General features: G+C 64.1%; 18 protein-coding genes and 1 tRNA gene. 10 read left to right on the forward strand and 9 right to left on the reverse strand.

Features of this window, described 5'->3' with window-relative positions; genetic code table 11:
• The first annotated feature begins 100 nt into the window (after positions 1–100).
• The 5 genes from D769_RS03640 (at position 101) to D769_RS03660 (ending at position 6,193) form a co-directional block, all read left to right on the forward strand.
• Positions 101–1,486: a phosphomannomutase/phosphoglucomutase gene (locus D769_RS03640; protein ID WP_008642214.1), complete on the forward strand. Its 1,386-nt coding sequence runs from the start codon at positions 101–103 to the stop codon at positions 1,484–1,486.
• Positions 1,467–2,558, forward strand: a complete 1,092-nt coding sequence (gene waaC, locus D769_RS03645; RefSeq protein ID WP_040010859.1) for a lipopolysaccharide heptosyltransferase I — start codon at positions 1,467–1,469, stop codon at positions 2,556–2,558. The genes D769_RS03640 and waaC overlap by 20 nt, the downstream gene beginning before the upstream one ends.
• On the forward strand, positions 2,558–3,832 hold the full coding sequence (gene waaA, locus D769_RS03650; protein WP_008642216.1) for a lipid IV(A) 3-deoxy-D-manno-octulosonic acid transferase: 1,275 nt from the start codon (positions 2,558–2,560) through the stop codon (positions 3,830–3,832). Before waaC ends, waaA begins: the two co-directional genes overlap by 1 nt.
• A gap of 168 nt (positions 3,833–4,000) precedes the next feature.
• On the forward strand, positions 4,001–4,783 hold the full coding sequence (locus D769_RS03655) for an META and DUF4377 domain-containing protein (RefSeq protein ID WP_085959048.1): 783 nt from the start codon (positions 4,001–4,003) through the stop codon (positions 4,781–4,783).
• Positions 4,784–4,906: 123 nt separating this feature from the next.
• Entirely contained in the window at positions 4,907–6,193 is a 1,287-nt protein-coding gene (locus D769_RS03660) for an O-antigen ligase (protein ID WP_008642218.1), read from the forward strand.
• On the opposite strand, the gene D769_RS03665 is transcribed toward D769_RS03660, so the two are convergent.
• The 4 genes from D769_RS03665 to D769_RS03680 form a co-directional block, all read right to left on the reverse strand.
• Complete coding sequence (locus D769_RS03665; RefSeq protein WP_008642219.1) at positions 6,177–7,661, reverse strand: TolC family outer membrane protein; 1,485 nt, start codon at positions 7,659–7,661, stop codon at positions 6,177–6,179. The genes D769_RS03660 and D769_RS03665 overlap by 17 nt on opposite strands.
• Positions 7,662–7,798: 137 nt before the next feature.
• Positions 7,799–8,122 carry a rhodanese-like domain-containing protein gene (locus D769_RS03670; protein WP_008642220.1) on the reverse strand — a complete coding sequence of 108 codons (324 nt, stop codon included), beginning with the start codon at positions 8,120–8,122 and terminating at the stop codon, positions 7,799–7,801.
• Between the two features lie 13 nt (positions 8,123–8,135).
• A complete protein-coding gene (locus D769_RS03675; protein ID WP_008642221.1) occupies positions 8,136–8,789 on the reverse strand; it encodes a protein-L-isoaspartate O-methyltransferase in 654 nt (217 codons plus the stop codon).
• Between the two features lie 259 nt (positions 8,790–9,048).
• Positions 9,049–9,813 (reverse strand): TetR/AcrR family transcriptional regulator, encoded by a 765-nt coding sequence (locus tag D769_RS03680; protein ID WP_008642223.1) that lies wholly within the window; start codon positions 9,811–9,813, stop codon positions 9,049–9,051.
• 277 nt (positions 9,814–10,090) lie between these two features.
• Here D769_RS03680 and D769_RS03685 point away from each other — a divergent pair, with 277 nt between their 5' ends.
• The 3 genes from D769_RS03685 (at position 10,091) to D769_RS03695 (ending at position 11,937) form a co-directional block, all read left to right on the forward strand.
• A complete protein-coding gene (locus D769_RS03685; RefSeq protein WP_040010860.1) occupies positions 10,091–10,390 on the forward strand; it encodes a YkgJ family cysteine cluster protein in 300 nt (99 codons plus the stop codon).
• Positions 10,391–10,403: 13 nt separating this feature from the next.
• The gene (locus D769_RS03690) at positions 10,404–10,970 is read left to right on the forward strand and encodes a DUF1439 domain-containing protein (protein WP_008642226.1); all 567 of its coding nucleotides are present in this window, start codon (positions 10,404–10,406) and stop codon (positions 10,968–10,970) included.
• An 85-nt stretch (positions 10,971–11,055) separates the two neighbouring features.
• Positions 11,056–11,937, forward strand: a complete 882-nt coding sequence (locus D769_RS03695) for an undecaprenyl-diphosphate phosphatase (protein ID WP_008642228.1) — start codon at positions 11,056–11,058, stop codon at positions 11,935–11,937.
• 89 nt (positions 11,938–12,026) lie between these two features.
• On the opposite strand, the gene trmB is transcribed toward D769_RS03695, so the two are convergent.
• Together trmB and D769_RS03705 are read right to left on the reverse strand one after the other, a co-directional pair.
• Positions 12,027–12,815, reverse strand: coding sequence for a tRNA (guanosine(46)-N7)-methyltransferase TrmB (gene trmB / locus D769_RS03700; RefSeq protein ID WP_008642230.1), 789 nt, complete (start codon positions 12,813–12,815; stop codon positions 12,027–12,029).
• Between the two features lie 75 nt (positions 12,816–12,890).
• Positions 12,891–12,965 (reverse strand) — tRNA-Gly (locus tag D769_RS03705).
• 366 nt (positions 12,966–13,331) lie between these two features.
• Here D769_RS03705 and D769_RS32595 point away from each other — a divergent pair.
• Entirely contained in the window at positions 13,332–13,976 is a 645-nt protein-coding gene (locus D769_RS32595; RefSeq protein ID WP_008642232.1) for a DUF5594 family protein, read from the forward strand.
• Between the two features lie 80 nt (positions 13,977–14,056).
• Here D769_RS32595 and D769_RS03715 read toward each other — a convergent pair whose 3' ends face one another.
• Positions 14,057–14,962: an aldose 1-epimerase gene (locus D769_RS03715; RefSeq protein WP_008642235.1), complete on the reverse strand. Its 906-nt coding sequence runs from the start codon at positions 14,960–14,962 to the stop codon at positions 14,057–14,059.
• A 98-nt stretch (positions 14,963–15,060) separates the two neighbouring features.
• Entirely contained in the window at positions 15,061–16,293 is a 1,233-nt protein-coding gene (phaZ, locus tag D769_RS03720; RefSeq protein ID WP_008642237.1) for a polyhydroxyalkanoate depolymerase, read from the reverse strand.
• A 283-nt stretch (positions 16,294–16,576) separates the two neighbouring features.
• On the opposite strand from phaZ, the gene D769_RS03725 reads away from it, so the two are divergent.
• Positions 16,577–17,233: a glutathione S-transferase family protein gene (locus D769_RS03725; protein WP_008642239.1), complete on the forward strand. Its 657-nt coding sequence runs from the start codon at positions 16,577–16,579 to the stop codon at positions 17,231–17,233.
• A 9-nt stretch (positions 17,234–17,242) separates the two neighbouring features.
• On the opposite strand, the gene D769_RS03730 is transcribed toward D769_RS03725, so the two are convergent.
• Positions 17,243–19,252 (reverse strand): acetoacetate--CoA ligase, encoded by a 2,010-nt coding sequence (locus D769_RS03730; protein ID WP_008642240.1) that lies wholly within the window; start codon positions 19,250–19,252, stop codon positions 17,243–17,245.
• Positions 19,253–19,305 lie beyond the last annotated feature (53 nt).

The raw sequence follows: 19,305 nt of genomic DNA on the forward strand, positions 1-19,305 counted from the left end.
AATCCGGCACAATACGAGTTTTTGGCGCCCTGCCCGCGCCCCGTCCGGCTAGCTGTTGCCGGTCGGTATCGCATCGTGAACTTCAGACATGGGAAGCCATATGCAAATTGAACCTTCGATCTTCAAGGCCTACGACATCCGCGGCATCGTGGGCAAGACGCTGACCCCGGAAGTGGCCCGTTTCATCGGCCTGTCGTTTGGGTCTGCCGCAGCCGAGCAAGGCGAGCGCGCAGTCGTTGTCGGCCGCGACGGCCGTCTGTCGGGCCCTGACCTGCTTGGCGGGCTCGTCGAAGGCCTCCGTGCCGCCGGGCTCGACGTGATCGATCTGGGCATGGTCGCCACGCCGATGGTCTACTTCGGCACCAATATCGAGCTGGACGGCCGCCGCGCCACGTCCGGCATCATGGTCACGGGCAGCCACAACCCGCCCGACTACAACGGTTTCAAGATGGTGCTCGGCGGCAAGGCGATCTACGGTGAGCAGATCCAGGCGCTGCGCCAACGCATCGAGGCGGGCAACTTCGCCAAGGGTAACGGCGGCTACAAGCTCGTCGATGTGCGCCAGCAATACCTGGATCGCATCGTCGGCGATGTGAAGCTGGCGCGCCCCATGAAGATCGCGCTCGATGCCGGCAACGGCGTGGCCGGCGCGTTCGTGGGCGACCTGTTCCGCGCGCTCGGTTGCGAAGTGACCGAACTGTTCTGCGATGTCGACGGCCATTTCCCGAACCACCATCCCGATCCCGCTCACGTGGAGAACCTGCAGGACCTGATCCAGTGCCTGCGCGACACGGATTGCGAGCTGGGACTGGCGTTCGATGGTGACGGCGACCGCCTGGGCGTGGTCACCAAGGACGGGCAGGTCATCTTCCCGGACCGGCAACTGATGCTGTTCGCGGAGGAGATCCTCTCGCGCAATCCCGGCGCGCAGGTGATTTACGACGTCAAATGCACGGGCAAGCTGGCCCCGTGGATCCGCCAGCACGGTGGCGAACCGCTGATGTGGAAGACGGGCCATTCGCTGGTCAAGGCCAAACTCAAGGAAACGGGCGCGCCGATCGCCGGCGAAATGAGCGGTCACGTGTTCTTCAAGGATCGCTGGTACGGCTTCGACGATGGCCTGTACACGGGCGCGCGGCTGCTCGAGATCCTGTCGCGCCATGCCGACGCCAGCGCCGTGCTCAACGCACTGCCGAACTCGAATTGCACGCCCGAGCTGCAGCTCAAGTGCGCCGAGGGCGAGGCGTTCACGCTGCTCGACAAGATCCGCGCCAATGCGAAGTTCGACGGGGCGAAGGAAGTCATCACGATCGACGGCGTTCGCGTCGAGTACCCGGACGGCTTTGGCCTGGCGCGTCCGTCCAACACCACGCCGGTGGTAGTGATGCGTTTCGAGGCCGACAACGATGCTGCGCTGGCCCGAATCCAGGCCGAATTCAAGCGTGTGATCCTGGCTGAGAAACCGGATGCGAAGCTCCCGTTCTGACGTAGTGCAGGCATCGAACCAGGAGACACCGTCGCCGCAAGCGGCGGTGTCTCCGTTTGGGCTGCCCGCGCGGCCTCGTATCCTGATCGTCAAGGTGTCGTCGCTGGGCGATGTGGTGCACAACATGCCGCTCGTGCACGATCTGCGCGCGCGCTGGCCCGATGCCGAGATCGACTGGGTGGTCGAGGAAGGCTATGTCGATCTGGTGCGGCTGCTGCCCGATGTGGGCCGCGTGATTCCGTTCGCGCTGCGCCGCTGGCGCAAGCGCTTCTGGCGTGGCGAGACCTGGGCGGAGATCGGCGCGCTGCGCGATGCCATCCAGGCGAGGCCATATGACGCCGTGCTCGAGACGCAGGGGCTTCTGAAGACCGCCATCGTGGCCCGCACCGCCGCGCGCGCGGCCGGGGCACCGGTGATCGGCCTGGGCAACGCCACGCAAGGATCGGGCTACGAGCCGGCCGCCCGGTTGTTCTACACGGCCCCCGTCAAGGTACCGCGCCAGACCCACTCGGTGCGGCGCTCGCGACTGCTTGGCGCCGCGCTGACCGGCATCACCCCGCCCGAGCCGCCACGCTTTTTCGGCCCCGCGGCCAATACGTTGAGCGTCGATGATCCGTTGTGGGCGGACCTGCCCGCGCGCTATGTGGTCTGCTTCCATGCGACGGCTGGCGCGAAGAAGCGCTGGGCGGTGGAGAACTGGCATGCGCTGGGGCGGAGGCTCGAAGCGGAGGGGCTGGCCGTGCTGCTGCCGTGGGGCAGTGAGTCGGAGCGCCGCGACGCCGAGGCGCTGGCCGCCGGTATTCCCGGCGCGCGCGTGCTGCCGCGCTTCTCGGTCATGCAGGGATTCGGACTGATCAATCGCGCCGAGGTTGTCATCGGCGTCGACACGGGGCTCGTGCATATCGCCGCCGCCTTGTGCCGCCCGACCGTCGAGATCTACACGGCCACATGGCGCTGGAAAACTGAAGGCTACTGGTCCGATCGTATTACCAATGTCGGTGACGATGGCATCGTGCCGACCGTCGACGAAGTCCATGAGGCAGCGATGCGCGTGCGCGGAGTGACTGCGTGATGCTGCGTTTCGTCTATTCATTGCTGTGGCTGCTGATCTTGCCACTGGCGTTGCTGCGATTGGTCTGGCGTTCGCGCAAGGAGGCGGGCTACATCCAGCATGTTGGCGAGCGGCTGGGGCGCTATGGCGATCTATCGGCTGCCGGCCCATGGCTGTGGGTCCACGCGGTGTCCGTTGGCGAAACGCGGGCGGCGCAACCGTTGATCGACGCGCTGCTGGCGGCCTATCCGCGGCACCGGCTGCTGCTGACGCACATGACGCCGACCGGCCGCCAGACTGGCGCGCAGCTCTACGGTGCCAACCCACGCGTCCAGCAGTGCTATCTGCCGTATGACCTGCCCTGGCTGGTCCGACGCTTTCTGGCCTACTTCCAACCGGATGCCGGCCTGATCATGGAAACGGAAGTCTGGCCGAACCTGGTGCACGTCACGCGCCGTGTGGGCGTGCCACTGTTCCTGGTCAACGCTCGGCTGTCGCCGCGCAGCTATCGGCGTACCGCGCGATTCGGTAGCGCTGCCGCAGCGCTTTACAACGACTTCACAATGGTGCTGGCCCAGACCGCCGGCGACGCCGAACGCTATCGCGCGCTGGGCGTGAAATCGGTGCAGGTCACGGGCAACCTGAAGTTCGATATGCAGCCGCCCGAGGCCGGCGTGGCACGCGGACAGCTTCTGCGGCAGGCCTTCGGCAACCGGCATGTGCTGGCGGCAGCGAGCACGCGCGAGGGCGAGGAGCCGTTGATCCTGGAGGCATTCTCGCGCTGGCCGGGCACGGATCGCCCCGCATTGCTGCTGGTGCCGCGTCATCCGCAGCGCTTTGACGAGGTGGCCGCGATGGCGACGCGCGCCGGCTTCAGCGTGCAGCGGCGCAGCGCGCTCGACGTCGAACAGCTGGCGGGGCCGATCACCGCCGACGTCGTGCTCGGTGACTCGATGGGCGAGATGGCGATGTACTACGCTGCCTCGGACATTGCGTATATCGGCGGCAGCCTGATCCCGCTCGGCGGTCAGAATCTGATCGAGGCCTGCGCCGTGGGCACACCGGTGCTGATGGGGCCGCACACGTTCAACTTCGCGCAGGCGACCGAGGACGCGATTGCCGCGGGCGCGTGCCAGCGCGTGGCCGATGCGGACGAACTGATAGCCGCCGCCGCTGCCATCCTCGGTGACGCAACGCGGCTTGCGGACATGCGCGAGCACGCGCTGACCTTCGCCGGCCTCCATCGTGGCGCAACCGCACGCACACTGGGCGCGCTGGCACCGGTGTTGCGCTGATGCGGCATAAGCGCCGTTCCACTAGACTGAGTGTTGCCTGAGGCTCTTCAAGCGCTTGCGTTCTCTCCCGGATGCCTCCCATTCGGCGAGAAGCGCGCAAGGCATTCGAGCCACAGGCGTTTCAAGCAAAGGAGTCGACCCATGCAGAAGATTCTTCGTCCCCTGGCCATGACTTTGGCCCTTGCTTCCGCCACGATCATGTCAGCTTGCGCTAGCGGCCAACCTCCCGATACGCCATCGGCCAATACCAGCCTCAGTGAAACGCGCTCGGGCGGTCCGAGCCGCTGGGAACTTGTGCGGTGGCAGCGTCCCGACGGCACGTTGCGCGATATCCCCCACGGCGACAATGGCCAGCCGATCATATTCGACTTCAACGACGGCATCGATTCCCCACAAGGCACGGTAAGCGGCACCAGCGGCTGCAACCGCTTCACGGGCGGCTACGGCAAGACCAGCACCGGCATTCGCTTTGATCGCATTGCCGGCACGCGAATGGCTTGCCCGGGGCCGCGCATGGAGCTCGAATCGGCGCTGCTCAAGGCGATGGCGTCGCCGTTCACCACGGTCGGCACGCAGCCGTCGGCGGGCTCGACCGGGCGGCAGATCGTCTGGAAGACGGCCGATGGCGATCTGCTGCAGTTCGTCGAGCGTGAAGGCGTGGGCCGGCGCGGTGCGAAGATCGATGCGGCATCCGGCAAGGAAAAGATCGTCTATATCGATTCGCAGCGCGTGGAATGCTCGGGCGTGGGCAAGATGCAGTGCTATCGCTGGCGCGAGTCGCCCGATGCCCCGTGGCAGCTCTGGTACGGGGCGATCGAGGGGCTCGATTTCGAGCCCGGCGTCAGCTACAAGCTGCGCGTGCGGGAGTATCAGGTGCCGAATCCACCCGCAGATGCCTCGTCGATCCGCTGGCAATTGATCGATGTGGAAGAGCGCACGCGGGCAAAGTGATTGGCTCAGGGCCGGTCGGATGAGACGCCTGCTGGGGGGCGGGGCGCCTGATCAGATAGAATCCGGCCTGTTTTCAGGAACGCCACGGCGCAGTGGCGATACCGGCGCATCAAGTATCCCACTATGACCGATAGCAGCAAGCTCCTGTCGAGGATGGCTACCATCCTCGTCTTCGCCTTCCCCGTGTTGATCCTATGCGTGCCGCGAGGCGCGGGCGTGTTCCTGGCGGGGGTCGGCGTACTGGCGCTGCTCGGCTGGCGGGGCATGGGACGGGCATGGCGCGAGTATTCCAAGGTCCTGACACCGCTGGCCATCGCCGTGCTGGCCTTCATGCTTGTCTACGTCGGCTCGAAGCTCTACTTCCACACACCGTGGAACGTTATCGACAATCCCTCGCGGATGTTGCTGGCTATTCTGACGTGCTGGGTGATCGTGCGCGCGGCGCCGAATTCGACGTGGCTCTGGCGCGGGATTACCGTCGGCTTGTGCTTGGCACTGGTGATTGTTACTTATCAGTATTTCATGCTGGCTGATGGACGGCCGTCAGCGTTTGTTCAAGCCATTGCGTTTGCTAACATTGTGGCCGCGCTCGCGTTGGTTGGTTTCTCACGCCCTGGGTGTAGTTTCGGAACGCATGCGGAGGCTTGGTTCAACGTGCTTTGTGCCGTACCAATCCTGGTCATGAATAGCACTCGGGGTGGCATGGTCGCGCTGCTCGTGACGCTATTCCCGCTACTACTTGTCCGTTATCGGCGGTTCAGTTTGCGCATGTTCCTGATAGCAGCCCTTGGGATCGTTGTGCTGGTGACTGGCCTGTACATGCTTCCTGGGGGCCCGGTAGCAAAACGTGTCGACCAGGCGGTTTTGGAGGTCCAGCATTTCCGGCAAGGGGACGCGGAAACTTCGGTAGGTGCTCGGCTACAGATTTGGGAGATCGGTTTCAAATACTTCGCTGACCACCCATGGACGGGCGTGGGTGTAGGACAATTCGCCCGAATCTTGCATGCCGCGCCGTATTGCGAGCACCGTACCGAGTCTGTTGCATGTGTTCTCGAACATGCTCATAACGACGTGGTCGAGGCTGCGTCCACGACCGGGATTCCGGGACTCTTAGTCATGCTGGGACTCTTCCTGGTGCCAGCGGCGTTGTTCTGGCGGATTCTGCGTGCTTGCCGAACTGACCACAGCGATTCGGGTACGAGTCTGGCCGGCGCCGGCTTGGGGGTGGTACTCGCTTCGCTGATTTCTGGTCTGACACAGGTGACGATGGCGCATCAGGCCAACGTTGTGTTCTACGCTGGCCTGATCGGTCTGTTGCTAGGCATGGCAGGGCGCGAAGCTCGAGCGGCATATCGCGGTGCGACTCTGGCTCCTTCTGATACGTCTGCCGTCGTCAAGAACGGGGCGTAGCCACCGGCGCCAGACTCTCGCGCCGACCGCGTTCGCCGCGTGCGGACTTGGTGGGAGCGGGTGCGGCACCCAAGCTCGTTTTCCGCGGCAACTTGTACATTGCTCCTGGCGCCAACGTCAGCAGCGTATTGATCTGCACCACGTCGTCTTCTGACAGCGCGCCGGTGGAAGCTTTCAGGCGCATGCCATTCATGATCGTGTCGTAGCGCGCCTTGGCCAGGTCGCGGCGGGTCTGGAACAGTTGCGCCTCCGCGTTCAGCACGTCGATATTGATGCGCACGCCCACTTCATAGCCAAGCTGGTTCGATTCGACCGCGCTTTGCGCCGAGCGTTCGGCTGCCTCGAGCGCCTTGACCTGCGCCAGCCCGTTGTACACACCCGAGTAGGTCTGTCGGGCGGTCTGCGCGGCGGTACGGCGCGCGAATTCGAGATCGCTTGCGGCCTTGTCGGCAAGCGCCAGGGTTTCGCGCACGCGCGACTGGATCTGGCCACCGGTGAAGATAGGGATGCTCAACTGCACGCCCACCACGCCCGAGTTGTACCGGCTGCCCACGTTACTGAGCTGCGTGGCCGTGCCCTGGGCGTTGGTGTAACCGTATGACGCGACGAGGTCGACGGAAGGCAGGTGGCCGGCCTTGGCCTTGTTCGTTTCGCGCTGCGCGGTTTCGAGGTTGTATCCGGCCAGGCTGACTTGCGGATTGGCCTGTTCGGCCTGGGCCGCCCATGCGTTGACATCGGCCGGCGCCGGGCCCGGAATCGCTGCTTCTGAGCGCAGTCCCATCAGTTCGTCGACGGATTTGCCGGTGATCTGTTGCAGCGTGGCGCGGGACACCTCGAGCGCGCTTTGCGAAGCAATCTCCGTGGAGGTGGCCAGATCGTAGCGCGCCTGGGCATCGTTGGCGTCGGTAATGGTGGCGGTGCCTACCTCGAAATTGCGCTTGGCCTGCTCGAGTTGCTCGCCAATGGCCTTCTTCTGGGCACCTGCCAGGTAGAGGTTGTCCTGCGCGGCCAACACATCGAAATACGCCTGCGAGGCGCGTGTGATCAGATCGAGCTGTGCCTGCTGGAAGGTGATCTCGCCCGCCAGTGCGGCCAATTCTCCCTGCTTGTAGGTTTCCCACCGATCCCAGCGGAACAGCGGCTGTGTCAGCTGCAGTTGCCAGGTGTTGGCGTTGAAGTAGCGGGTGACGTCGACCGGCGACGTGTAGTCTGCCTGGGTCCGCTGCGCACCTGCCGTGCCAAAGATCTGCGGCAACAGGCCGGAGCGCGCCTGGGGCAGCTTCTCGCGCGTGGCGACGAGCTGCGCGCGTGCGCTGGCGAACTGGGCGTCATTGGATTGCGCATCGCGAAACACCTGCAGCAGATCGGCTGACTCCGCGGCCGGCAAGTGCAGCAGGGCCACAAGAGCAGCCGCGAGCGGCAGGGATCTCCTGGCCGCACCGGGCACGGCGGAAAGCGGAAAACTCATGACATCTCCAGCGCGGCCTGCGACGCGGCGCGGCCAATGTTCGGTTACATCGACGGGTGGTACGGCAAGGACTGCGGAGGTGCTGCAGGGCGGGATGGTCCCGGGGCGGTGTTGCCGTCCCGGGGCCGGTTCCCGGGTCAGTACTGCGGGACTGACGGGTCGACTTGCGTCGACCAAGCGTGAATGCCGCCGGTCAGGTTGTAGACCTTGGCATAACCCTGGCGCTCAAGGAAGTTCGCCACCTGCATGCTGCGCGCGCCGTGATGGCAAATGCAGACGATTTCGGCGTCTTCGTCGAGTTCGTTCAGCCGGCCAGGAATCTGGCCCATCGGGATATGCGTGATGCCGGGCATTGCGGCGGTCCGGATCTCGATGTCCTCGCGTACGTCGAGCAGCACCGGTTTCGCGCGGGCGGCATCCGCCAGCCATTGGGCGAGTTCGGGAGCGGTAATGACTTGCATGTCTGGCGTCTGATCAGAACTTGAAGCGCGACGGCTGGACGGCGCCTTCCAGCGGCTTGGCCAGCGTCTCGAACAGGTCGACAACCTGGTACTCGGTCTCGGAGGCGCGCGTGATGATGCGGGCTTCCATGACCGGAGCCGTGCCGACGATGGCAGCGATACGACCGCCGACCTTCACCTGGGACAGGATCGCGCTCGGAATTTCCGGCACGGACGCCGAGATGCAGATCACGTCGTACGGCGCGGCGACCGCCCAGCCTTCGGCGGCGTTGCCTTCTGCCACGTCCACGTTGGTGATGCCGGCGTTGGTCAGGTTCTGGCGAGCCAGGGCAACCAGTTCGGGATGAACGTCCACGGTGAGCACGTGACGGGCGCGGTTGGCCAACAGGGCGGCCATGTAGCCGGAGCCCGCGCCGATTTCGAGCACATTCTCATGCTTGCGCACGTTCAGGTCCTGCAGGAGTCGGGCCTCGACGCGCGGGGGCAGCATGTTCTCGCCGCACGGCAGCGGAATCTCCATGTCGACGAAAGCCAATGCGGCGTAGGCCTGCGGTACGAACTGCTCACGCTTGACCACGGCCAGCAGGTCCAGGATTTCCTGGTCCAGCACGTCCCATGGGCGGATTTGCTGTTCGATCATGTTGAAGCGGGCTTTTTCGAGATCCATCTTGCCTTTCCTTCCAAATGCTTGCGGGGTTGCGCTGCCGGTTAGCGGGTGATGCTGCCGTCAGCGCTGTCGTTGCGGTTGATGCCGGGTGACGTCCCGACGGGTGCCGAAGCCGCCGCCTGCCGGGAAGTTACGCAAAAGCCCACTATTTTACCCTCTTGCACCCGAATGGCATGTTTACAAAACATTAGAAGCGAGCGGCGGGATGCGTTTGCGCCACGGTGGTGTCGAGACGCCATCTTGCGGGCGACAAGGTCGGTCATTGGCCCCTCTCCGCAGGTGGCGCCAGGTCCGCTGCGCGTTCGGCCAGCAGCTCGTCGCGGATCCTTTCCCATATGTATGGGCCCTGGACCGGCGGTAGCGGCGTATCGCGCGATGGCCCGGTGGTCAGGCCGAACAGCAGTACCTGGAGCAACTGGTCGACGAACGCCTCGGGGTCGATGACCCGGCAGTCCAGTTGTCCGAATGCGCTCCGCCAGAGCATCAGGAATACCAGCGGGGCGCAGATCAGCGTGGTGGTGGGGTTTGCCGGCGCGGCGCGGAACTCGCCGCGCGCCACGCCACGGGCCAGCACGCGAGCGAACAGTTCGTCGCCGGGTCCCATGACCTCGTCCTGGTAGAACTGGGCGATATCGGGGAAATTGTGCGATTCGGCCATGATCAGCTTGGTCAGGCCGGCCACGGGCGTGGCGCCGATCAGGCCCCACCAGCCAAGCAGCAATTCGCGCAATAACTCGGGCGTGGAGCCCTCGTAGCGATCGACCAGATCCGTGCCGCGCACGAGCGCGGGCACCATGTTCTCCCGGACCACGGTCTTGAACAGCTCTTCCTTGTTGGCGAAGTAGAGGTAGACCGTGCCCTTGGATACGCCCGCGGCGGCGGCGACATCCTCGAGCCGTGTTGCCGCGTAGCCGCGCTCGACGAAGAGGTCCAGCGCCGCGGCAACCAGTTCCTGGGGGCGGGCAGCCTTGCGCCGGCTCCAGCGCCGGGTGTCAGGGTCTTTCTTTGGCAGGGCGGCGGTCACGGTGTGCGGGAATGGCAGGGCCCCCAGGCGGAGCGAGGCGTCGCGGGGACCGATATTAATAACCTATGGGTCAGTAATGTAGGGGGGCGCTTACGTATGGTCAAGCAGACAATATGGACAAGGCGACGGCTTGTTTAAAAGTGACCCATTGGATTCATCCGATCGAAGTTGCCCTTTGTTTCAGGTACTCGCGCCAGCCTGGGGCACAATTGCGGCTTTCTTAGGTCTGATCGGCTTCGAATGCTGTTTTTCGGCAGTTGCCGCAGAAATCTTCACCATGACGTGCCAATCCGCTTTGACCTGCCGCGAAGGCTGTGGCGCCTGCTGCATCGCGCCGTCGATCACCTCCCCGTTGCCGGGAATGCCCGCTGGCAAGGCCGCAGGGCAGGCATGCGCCCAGTTGCTGCCCGACATGCGTTGCGCGGTGTTTGGGCGGCCCGAGAGGCCGGATTTCTGCGGCGGGCTGCGTCCCTCGCACGAGATGTGCGGCGAATCGCGTGAGGCGGCGCTGCTGTGGCTGACGCAGCTGGAAGCGATGACGGCGCCGGCATCCCGTTCGGATGGTGGCCATGCTTGACGGAGGTAAATCGATGATTGGCGTAACGCGCCGGCGCTGGCTGGCGGCTGCAGGTGTCGCGGCGCTTGCCACGGCCGGATGGCTGGGTGGATGTAGTGTGTTCCGCGACGAATACACCTTCTCGCAAAGCCAGTTGCAGTCGGCGCTGGAGAAGAAATTTCCGTTCAACAAGCGGTATATGGAGTTGTTCGATATCCAGCTTGCCAATCCGCAGCTCATGCTCGACGCCACGCGCAATCGTGTGACGGTGGCATTCGATGCGACGATCGACAATCGCCTGTTCTTCCGGCAGCCGCTGACCGGGCGCTTCGCGCTTGACAGCGCCCTGCGGTACGACCAGCCAACGCGGTCCCTGGTCCTGCAGGACCCCGAGGTCAAACAGTTCGACGTGCAGGGGCTCCCAAGCCAGTTTTCTCGCCAGCTCAATGCGCTTGGCGGTATTCTCTCGGAGCAGTTGCTGCAGGGCTATCCGCTCTATACGTTCAAGCCGGAACAGCTTCGGCTGGCCGGCACTAACGTCGAGCCCGGTACAATCACGGTCCTGCCGGACGGTATCAACGTCAAGATTAATCGGCCATAAATCCGAATCAACAATAATGCTCGTGCCCGCGCCCATACCGGCGGGTCTTGCGCAGACTTTTCGCGCCTCCCTCTCCTGATTCCGCATGGATATTGCACTCGCCCTGAAAGCCGTCATCCTTGGCATTGTCGAAGGACTGACAGAGTTCCTTCCCATCTCCAGTACTGGCCACCTGATCCTCGCGGGTCAGTTGCTCGATTTCAACGACGAGAAGGGCAAGATTTTCGAGATCGTGATCCAGTTCGGCGCCATCCTGGCTGTTTGCTGGGAATTCCGACAGCGCATCGGCACCGTGATCAGCGGCCTGGCCAGCGATGTCAAGTCGCAGCGCTTTGCGATCAACGTGATCGTGGCCACGGTACCGGCCATCGTGCTGGCTCTGGTCTTCGGCAAATGGATCAAGGCCCATCTGTTCAATCCGATCACCGTGGCGACGGCGTTCATCATCGGTGGCGTGGTGATCCTGCTGGCTGAATGGCGCGAGGCGCGTCGCGGCACGGTGTCAGCCCCGCAAGGCAATGCGTTGCTGGAGGCCGCCAAGGCGGGCGCGCCGCGCATCGAATCGGTGGATGACCTGAACTGGCGCGATGCGCTGAAGGTGGGTCTGGCCCAGTGCTTCGCGCTGGTGCCTGGTACCTCGCGCTCCGGTGCGACGATCATCGGCGGCATGCTGTTCGGTCTGTCGCGCCAGGTGGCCACGGAGTTCTCGTTCTTCCTGGCGATTCCGGTGATTTTCGGCGCCACGGTCTACGAACTCTACAAGGCGCGCGCGCTGTTGTCCGCTGATGATCTCGGCATCTTCGCGGTGGGCTTCGTTTTCGCGTTCCTGTCGGCGTTCCTTTGTGTGCGCTGGCTGCTGCGTTTCGTGGCCACGCATGATTTCAAGCCATTCGCGTGGTACCGCATCGCCTTTGGCATCATCGTGCTCCTGACCGCGTGGACCGGGGTCATTTCCTGGCACGCCTGATCGCTGCCGGGCTTGTCCCGGCATCGGAAATGCAAAGAGGGGCGATTGCCCCTCTTTTGCTTTGTTGCGATTCGATGGTCGATATCCGCTTACTTCTTCCGGAATACGACGTCCCACACGCCATGGCCAAGGCGCAGGCCGCGCTTTTCGAACTTGGTCACAGGCCGGTAATCGGGCCGATCCGCGAATCCGCCATCGGCCTTCGAGGTGTTTTCGAGGGCCGGCTCGCCGGATAGCACTTCCACCATCTGGTGGGCATACTCTTCCCAATCGGTCGCGCAGTGAATGTAGCCCCCCGGCTTGAGCCGGCTGGCCAGCAGCTTCACTAGTGGCGGTTGCACCAGCCGACGCTTGTTGTGGCGCTTCTTGTGCCACGGGTCGGGAAAGTAGATATGCACGCCATCGAGCGAGTTCTCGGTGAGCATGTGCGCGGCGACTTCGACGGCATCGTGCTGCATGATGCGCACGTTCTGAAGGCCACGTTCCCCGATCAGCTTGAGCAGGGCGCCAACGCCGGGCTCATGCACCTCGCAGCCCAGGAAGTTGTCCTGTGACCGGAGGCCGGCGATATGCGCCGTCGTCTCGCCCATGCCAAATCCGATTTCGAGGATCGAGGGCGCCTCGCGTCCGAACGTGGCCGTCCAGTCCAGCGGCTCGGGTTGGTAGGGAACGATATAGGTCGGTCCCAGCTCGTCCATCGCCCGCTGCTGCCCGGTCGAGGTGCGCCCGGCACGCCTGACGAACGAGCGGATTCTGCGCGGATGCGCGACTTCGTCGCCCGGGTTGGGGGTGCCTTGGGAGGCGTCGGCGGGCTTTCCAGAAGCGCTTTCGGCATCGTCGCCCGGCAGCGGATCGGTGTTCATGTCTTGGGGAAGCATGGCAACAAAAAGCCGCCGGGCGGATCGCCGATCATCGTTTTGACCGGGTGCCAGAGGCGGCTTGCGTAGTGAGAGTGGAGCGGGCGATGGGAATCGAACCCACGTCTTTAGCTTGGGAAGCTAAGGTAATGGCCATTATACGACGCCCGCTATGGCTTACTGGGGGCGGATTGTAGCATGACGGGGCCGAGAGGCCAGCCCGCGCCGCGATCTATGGCCGCGCAGTAGATAGCCCCCGGCACACAGCCGGCACCTATTGTTCAGCCGAGTGGATATCTCAGCCGCTCATCGATGTGTGGTCCCCGGAGGTGCCTGCGCGCAAGCTCGATCTCAGCGTTTCGGGCGGCGATATCTGCAAGCCGGCCTCTTTCATCTGGCGCCTGTCGATAGATTGCCCGCCGCTCGGCCAACTCGAAGATTCGTTGGGTGATTCCAGGCTGCAGGCGCTTGCATTCGGCAAGGGTATCGGGGGCCGGCATGGGTCCGTGATGAAGTGTCGTTTGCGGCGCATGGCTGATGGCTGGCGAATGGAGGAGGGCGGTCCTGTGTCCATGGGAAGACTGGTCCATCCAGGCCGTTCAAGAGTTCGCGCACGAAGGCGGCGTGGAACACTGCCATCAGGAGATCCTTCGGTCGCCCGTCTTTGCCGAATCATTGCCCGGCATGATCTCGCCCAGTTCGCGACTCAATCTCGTCCTTATCAAAAACCTTACTGTCACGGCCAACCCAGCGCACAATACCGCCTACCTCTATGCAAGCGCCCCCGCTCCCGTGCATCCGATTCCTGCCCATCGCTTCAACGCGGAGTTCCTGCCCCGCATCGCCGAGCGCGTGCAATCGATATTCCATGGCACGCTGAATGTCGAACTGGTTCCTCACACATCGGCAGACCAACCCGCGCGGCTTCGTATCTGGGCCATGGCGCGTGCTGGTGGCGGGCGCTACGCGTGCCCGCTCGATATCACGTTGTCGTGGGATAGCTACGAAGTCGACCGCTTGTTTGCCTCGGGTGGCGATCAGCGGTTTGCCGAGTACCTGGGCGCCTTGGCGGGCAAGCTCAATGCGTGGCAGGACGCGCGACAGATCGACTTCAATTCGCGTACGCAAGCCGACCCCACCGTGCTGCTTGGCGGACTCGATTTCGAGCACCTGCTTCGGTAACCACCGCCAGATTCTTGCGTCAGATGTGCGCCGAGGGGCCGTTCAGTGCGTCCAAATGCCACTTTTCTGATGCGATTGGCTCAGGGTTTCACGTCCAGCCTGCAGGTCGCGTGGGCTTCAGTGTTGGCGTCGAGCCAGCGCAGTCCCTGCCCGTGGGCGATTGCGTTCGGCAGGCCGAGCCACGGCTCCACGCAATAGAAGTCGGATGCATTGTGTTCGGTCCATGTGGTGACCGCATACCAGCGCGTGTCGCTTTCCCTTTCAGTGACCAGTTCGATATCAATCGTGCGGGATGGCATCGCGAGACAAACGGACCCCGCTGCCTGGAGGAGGTGAAAGGTGTCCTGCAGCCGCGGATCGGCGATGGAGTAGGTGCTATCGCCAGCTTCGGTGGCGGTTAGGTTTCCATCGTCCTTCTGGCGCACACGTGCGGACGGTGGCATCGACAGGCGGCTTTGCGCGCGTTGCTCGTGTGGCAGGGCGAAGTAGAAGTGGTGGCCTGCGTAGTAGGGCAGGGGGTGGCTGCCCAGATTGCGTGTGGTGAGCGTGACCTCGAGCCCGTTGGTCGTCAGGCGATAGGTGACTGTGAACGCGAAATCGTAGGGATATCCCGCGCGGGTGGCGTCGGACGACGTCAATGTCAGGCTGATGGACGAGTCCGAGTGCGCGGTCACCGAGAACGGCAGATCGCGGGCGAAACCGTGCTGGGGCAGGCTGTGCACTGTGCCGTCGGCGTCGCGCCACTTGCCAACCTCGCCGTCGACGAAATGGCGTCCAATAAATGGAAACAGCAAGGGATTGCCACCACGGATCTTGGCAACGCGCGACCAGTCGGCGTCATCGGGCCAGAACAGGATGTCCTGCCCATGATGGACCCAACGCACCAGCCGGCCACCATGGTCGGGGGCCAGCAGCAGATAGCTGTGGTCGTTACCGATCCTGAGAAGATCCTGACCCTGGTATCGCTGCGTGGAGGTGGTGGGCATGTCGACTGCGGAAGATGAGGGGAGAACCGAAGGTTAGCACCCTGCCTCTTCGGCCCATTTCTTCGGCTCATTTCTTCGGCCCATTCAGGCGCCATCGCTCAGCCAAACATCTCGTCGCTCATGTGGATGGTCTCTCGCAGCAGCGGGTAGACCTGCGATTCCCAGCGTTTGCCGTTGAACACGCCATAGTGGCCCACGCCGGTCTGGATGTGGTGCATCCGCATGTACGGGCGCAGGCTGGCGCAGAGGTCCTGCGCGGCCATGGTCTGGCCGATCGCGCAGATGTCGTCGCGCTCTCCTTCCACGGTTAGCAGGGTGGTGCGGCGGATCGCGTCGGTCGATACGCGCCGGCCCGCCACGTCGAGCAGCTTCTGGGCCAGCAGAAAGCGCTGGAAGACCAGGCTGATGGTCTCGAGATAGAACTCGGCCGTCAGGTCCATGGTCGCGAAGTACTCGCTATAGAACGTCTGGATTTCGTCGGCCTTGCCATGCTCGCCGCGAGCCCGCAGGTCATACAGATCACGCAGCGCCTGTTCGTGACGCTCGCGGTTCATGCTCATGAACGCGATGAGCTGGACGAAGCCCGGATACACGCGTCGCAGCGCGCCGGCGAAACGCAGCGGCACGTATCCGATCAACGTGTTTTCGAACCACTCGATTGGGCGGCTCGTAGCCAGCGCGTTGACGCGGGTGGGATTCACGCGCGCATCGATCGGGCCCGCCATCAACGTCAGGCTCGGCGGCTGTGCCGGGTCGCTGTCCTCGGCCATCAGCGCGACGGCTGCCAGCGCCGCCACAGTCGGCTGGCACACGGCCACGACATGCGTGTTGCCACCCAATACGTGGAGGAACGTGATCAGGTGATGCACGAATTCGTCGAAACCGAATCGGCCACAGACGAGCGGGATGTCACGAGGGTTATGCCAGTCGGTAATGTAGACGTCATGGTCGCGGAGCATCGTTTCCACGGTACCGCGCAGCAGCGTGGCAAAGTGGCCGGACATCGGCGCCACCAGCAGCACACGCGGTTGCTGGGGCGCGCCCTCGCGGCGAAAACGCAGCAATGTGCAGAACGGCGTACGTATGACGATTTCTTCGGTCACGGGCACATACTCGCCACGACCATTGATACGCACGCGGTCGATGCCGAAAGGAGGGCGGTAGTGAGTCAGACGTGCCAGTGCCAGCACTTCGCACCAGGCGCGTAGCGCGCGCAGCGTCTCGCTGTTGTCGGCGCGACGGTATCCCGAGATGAGCGTGGAGGCGATGTCGGCCAGCGAGCAGGCCGGCTGCATCATATCCGCGTAGAGCTGATAGGTCTGGTAGAGCATGGCTCGGTCCCCCCACGTCCGTCGAGCCCCATTGCCGCAATATATATGCCACGGGCGTCGATGTTGGCACGCCGTTTGCAAATTTTGTCTGGCTTGGTGGGTGAGGGCACGCAAAGGGTGCGGAGTGGCGGAGCGGCCCCGTAGCGGCGACGACAGGCGGCCTCGCACTGGTGCCGGACGCGCCGGCGGCACGCACCGCGCGGGTGCGTGCTGGCATTAGGTCCGCACGCCGCCGATACTGCAAGCGAACATCGCACAATGCCCCGGGGGCAGAGGAGGCACGATGTCGAAGACAACGCTGACGATCAGCAGCAAGACGTATTCGTCCTGGTCACTGCGCGGATGGTTGCTGGCCCGGTTTGCGGGGCTTGAATTCGAGGAAGTGCTGGTGCCGCCGGATGACCCGGCCGCGCGGGCGGAGATCCTGCTGCTGTCGCCGTCGATCCTGGTGCCGTGCCTGCGCCATGAGGGCGTGACCGTCTGGGACACGATGGCGATTGCGGAGTACCTCAACGAGATCCGGCCCAAGGCGAAGCTGTTGCCGGACGATCTGGTCGCGCGCGCCCACTGCCGCGCGATCTGCGGCGAAATGCACTCCGGCTTTGCCGCCATGCGCGCGGCGCTGCCGATGAACCTGAAGGGGCATTTCCCGGGTCTGAAGGTCTGGTCGCGCGCGCAGGCCGATATCGACCGCATTACCGCGATCTGGGCGGAGTGCCTGCAACGCTACGGCGGCCCTTACCTGTTCGGCAAGCGCCGCACCATTGCCGATGCGATGTACGCGCCGGTGGTGACGCGTTTCATCACGTACGGCGTGAAGCTCGACGCGCCACTCGTCGAGTTCTGCAAAACGATCCTGGCCATGCCCGAGATGCAGGAATGGATCCATGCCGCCCGCGAGGAGCCCGACGAGATCAGCGAGCTCGACGTCGAGTTCTGACGCAGCGCCTTACGCCGGCTGCGCCGCGCGCGTCAGGTAGTCCTCCGCATATGCGAAGTACCACGTCAGGCACTCGGGATTCGCCATGGCATCGCGGTTGGCGATCTTCTCGGGTGCATGACCGAGCAGCAGCTTCTTGATCGGCACTTCCATCTTTTTGCCCGAGAGCGTGCGCGGCACGCCGGGCACCTGCAGGATCTCGTTCGGCACGTGCCGCGCCGACAATGCAACGCGAATGCGCGCGCGCAGGGTGTCACGCAGGGCATCGTCCAGCGCCATGCCCTCTCGCAGCACCACGAACAGTGGCATATACGATTCGCGGCCGAGGTATTCGAGATCGACCACCATGCTGTCGAGCACTTCGGGCAACTCTTCCACCACGCGATACAGCTCGCTCGTGCCCATGCGGATGCCGTATCGGTTGATCGTCGCATCGGACCGACCGTAGATGATGGCGCCGCCGCGCGGTGTGATGCGAATCCAGTCGCCGTGGCGCCACGCGTTCGGATAGGTGTCGAAGTAGCTGTCGCGGTAGCGCTTGCCGTCGGCATCGCCCCACAGGAACAGCGGCATAGATGGCATCGGCTCGGTGCAGACCAGTTCGCCCACTTCGTCGATCAGGGACTTGCCGTTGTCGTCAAAGGCTTCGACCTTGGCGCCCAGGCAACGGCACTGCATTTCGCCCTGATAGACCGGCAGCAGGGGGCATCCGGCCACGAACGATCCGGCGAAGTCAGTACCGCCGGACATCGGCGCTAGCCAGATGTCGGCGCGCACGTGCCCGTAGATCCAGTCGTACGCTTCCTCCGGCAGTGGCGATCCCGTCGAGCCCAGACCGCGCAGGCGTGACAGATCGGCGATCTGCGCCGGTTCTACGCCAGCCTTCATGCAATTGGTGAAGAATGCGGCGCCAGCGCCGAACATCGTCACACGCGCCTGATCCACGAATCGCCAGAGCACGCCGGCATCGGGCCACGCCGGGTTGCCGTCGTAGAGCGCGATGGTGGTACCCAGCAGCAGGCCAGCCACCTGCGCATTCCACATGATCCAGCCGCTGCTGCTGTACCAGTGAAACACGTCTTCTGTGCCCAGGTTGTTGTGGAATGCCATCAGCTTGAGCTGCTCGATCACGATGCCGCCGTGCCCGTGGACGATTGGCTTTGGCATACCGGTGGTGCCGGACGAATAGACGATCCACAACGGATGATCGAACGGGACCGGCGTGATCTCGAGCGGCACGTCGTGCGCCAGCACGTCGGTCCAGGTGTGGCGCCGGGCATGTGGCTCGGGCGTGACGTTGCTGCCGATCGACGGCACGATCACGAGGTCGGTCAGCGAGGGCAGCGCGGCAACCAGATCGGCGACCACAGGCGCTCGATCGTACGTCTTGCCGCCGTATCGGTAGCCATCAACAGCGATCAACACCTTTGGTTCGATCTGGCGGAAGCGGTCGATCACAGCCACCTGGCCCATGTCCGGCGCGCAGCCGGACCAGATCGCGCCTACGCTGACGGTTGCCAGGAATGCGACGATCGTTTCCGGCACGTTGGGCAGGTAGCCAGCCACGCGGTCACCGCGCGTTACGCCCATCTGGCGCAAGGCGTGGGCAACCGAGGCGACTTGTGATTCCAGCGTGTCCCAACTGATATCGGCTAGCGGTTGCGCCTCGCCGGCATGACGAATGGCGGTGCGCTGGCGTGCCAGGCCGGTGCCGGCGTGGCGGAAGATCTGCTGCGCGTAGTTGAGCGTCGCGCCCTCGAACCAGCGCGCGCCCGGCATGGTGCGGCGATCCAGCACACGCTGCGCGGGCGTGTCGAAGCGTACGTCGAAGTAATCGACGATGGTCTGCCAGAACGCTTCGATGTCGGTGACCGACCATTGCCAGAGGCTGGCGTAGTCACGGAAGTCGAGGCCGCGCGCGCCGCGCAACCACTTCATATAGGCGGCCAGATGGCTGCTTTCGGTGAATGCCGCGGACGGCGTCCATGCCGGCTGTCCGGCCTGGGTTGCAAGCGTCATTTGTCTCCTCCGGAGCCCGTCTGCGCGGGCCATGAGAGTGTTGTCCTGGATTG

This window comes from Cupriavidus sp. HMR-1, from assembly GCF_000319775.1.
GTDB classification, from domain to species: domain Bacteria; phylum Pseudomonadota; class Gammaproteobacteria; order Burkholderiales; family Burkholderiaceae; genus Cupriavidus; species Cupriavidus metallidurans.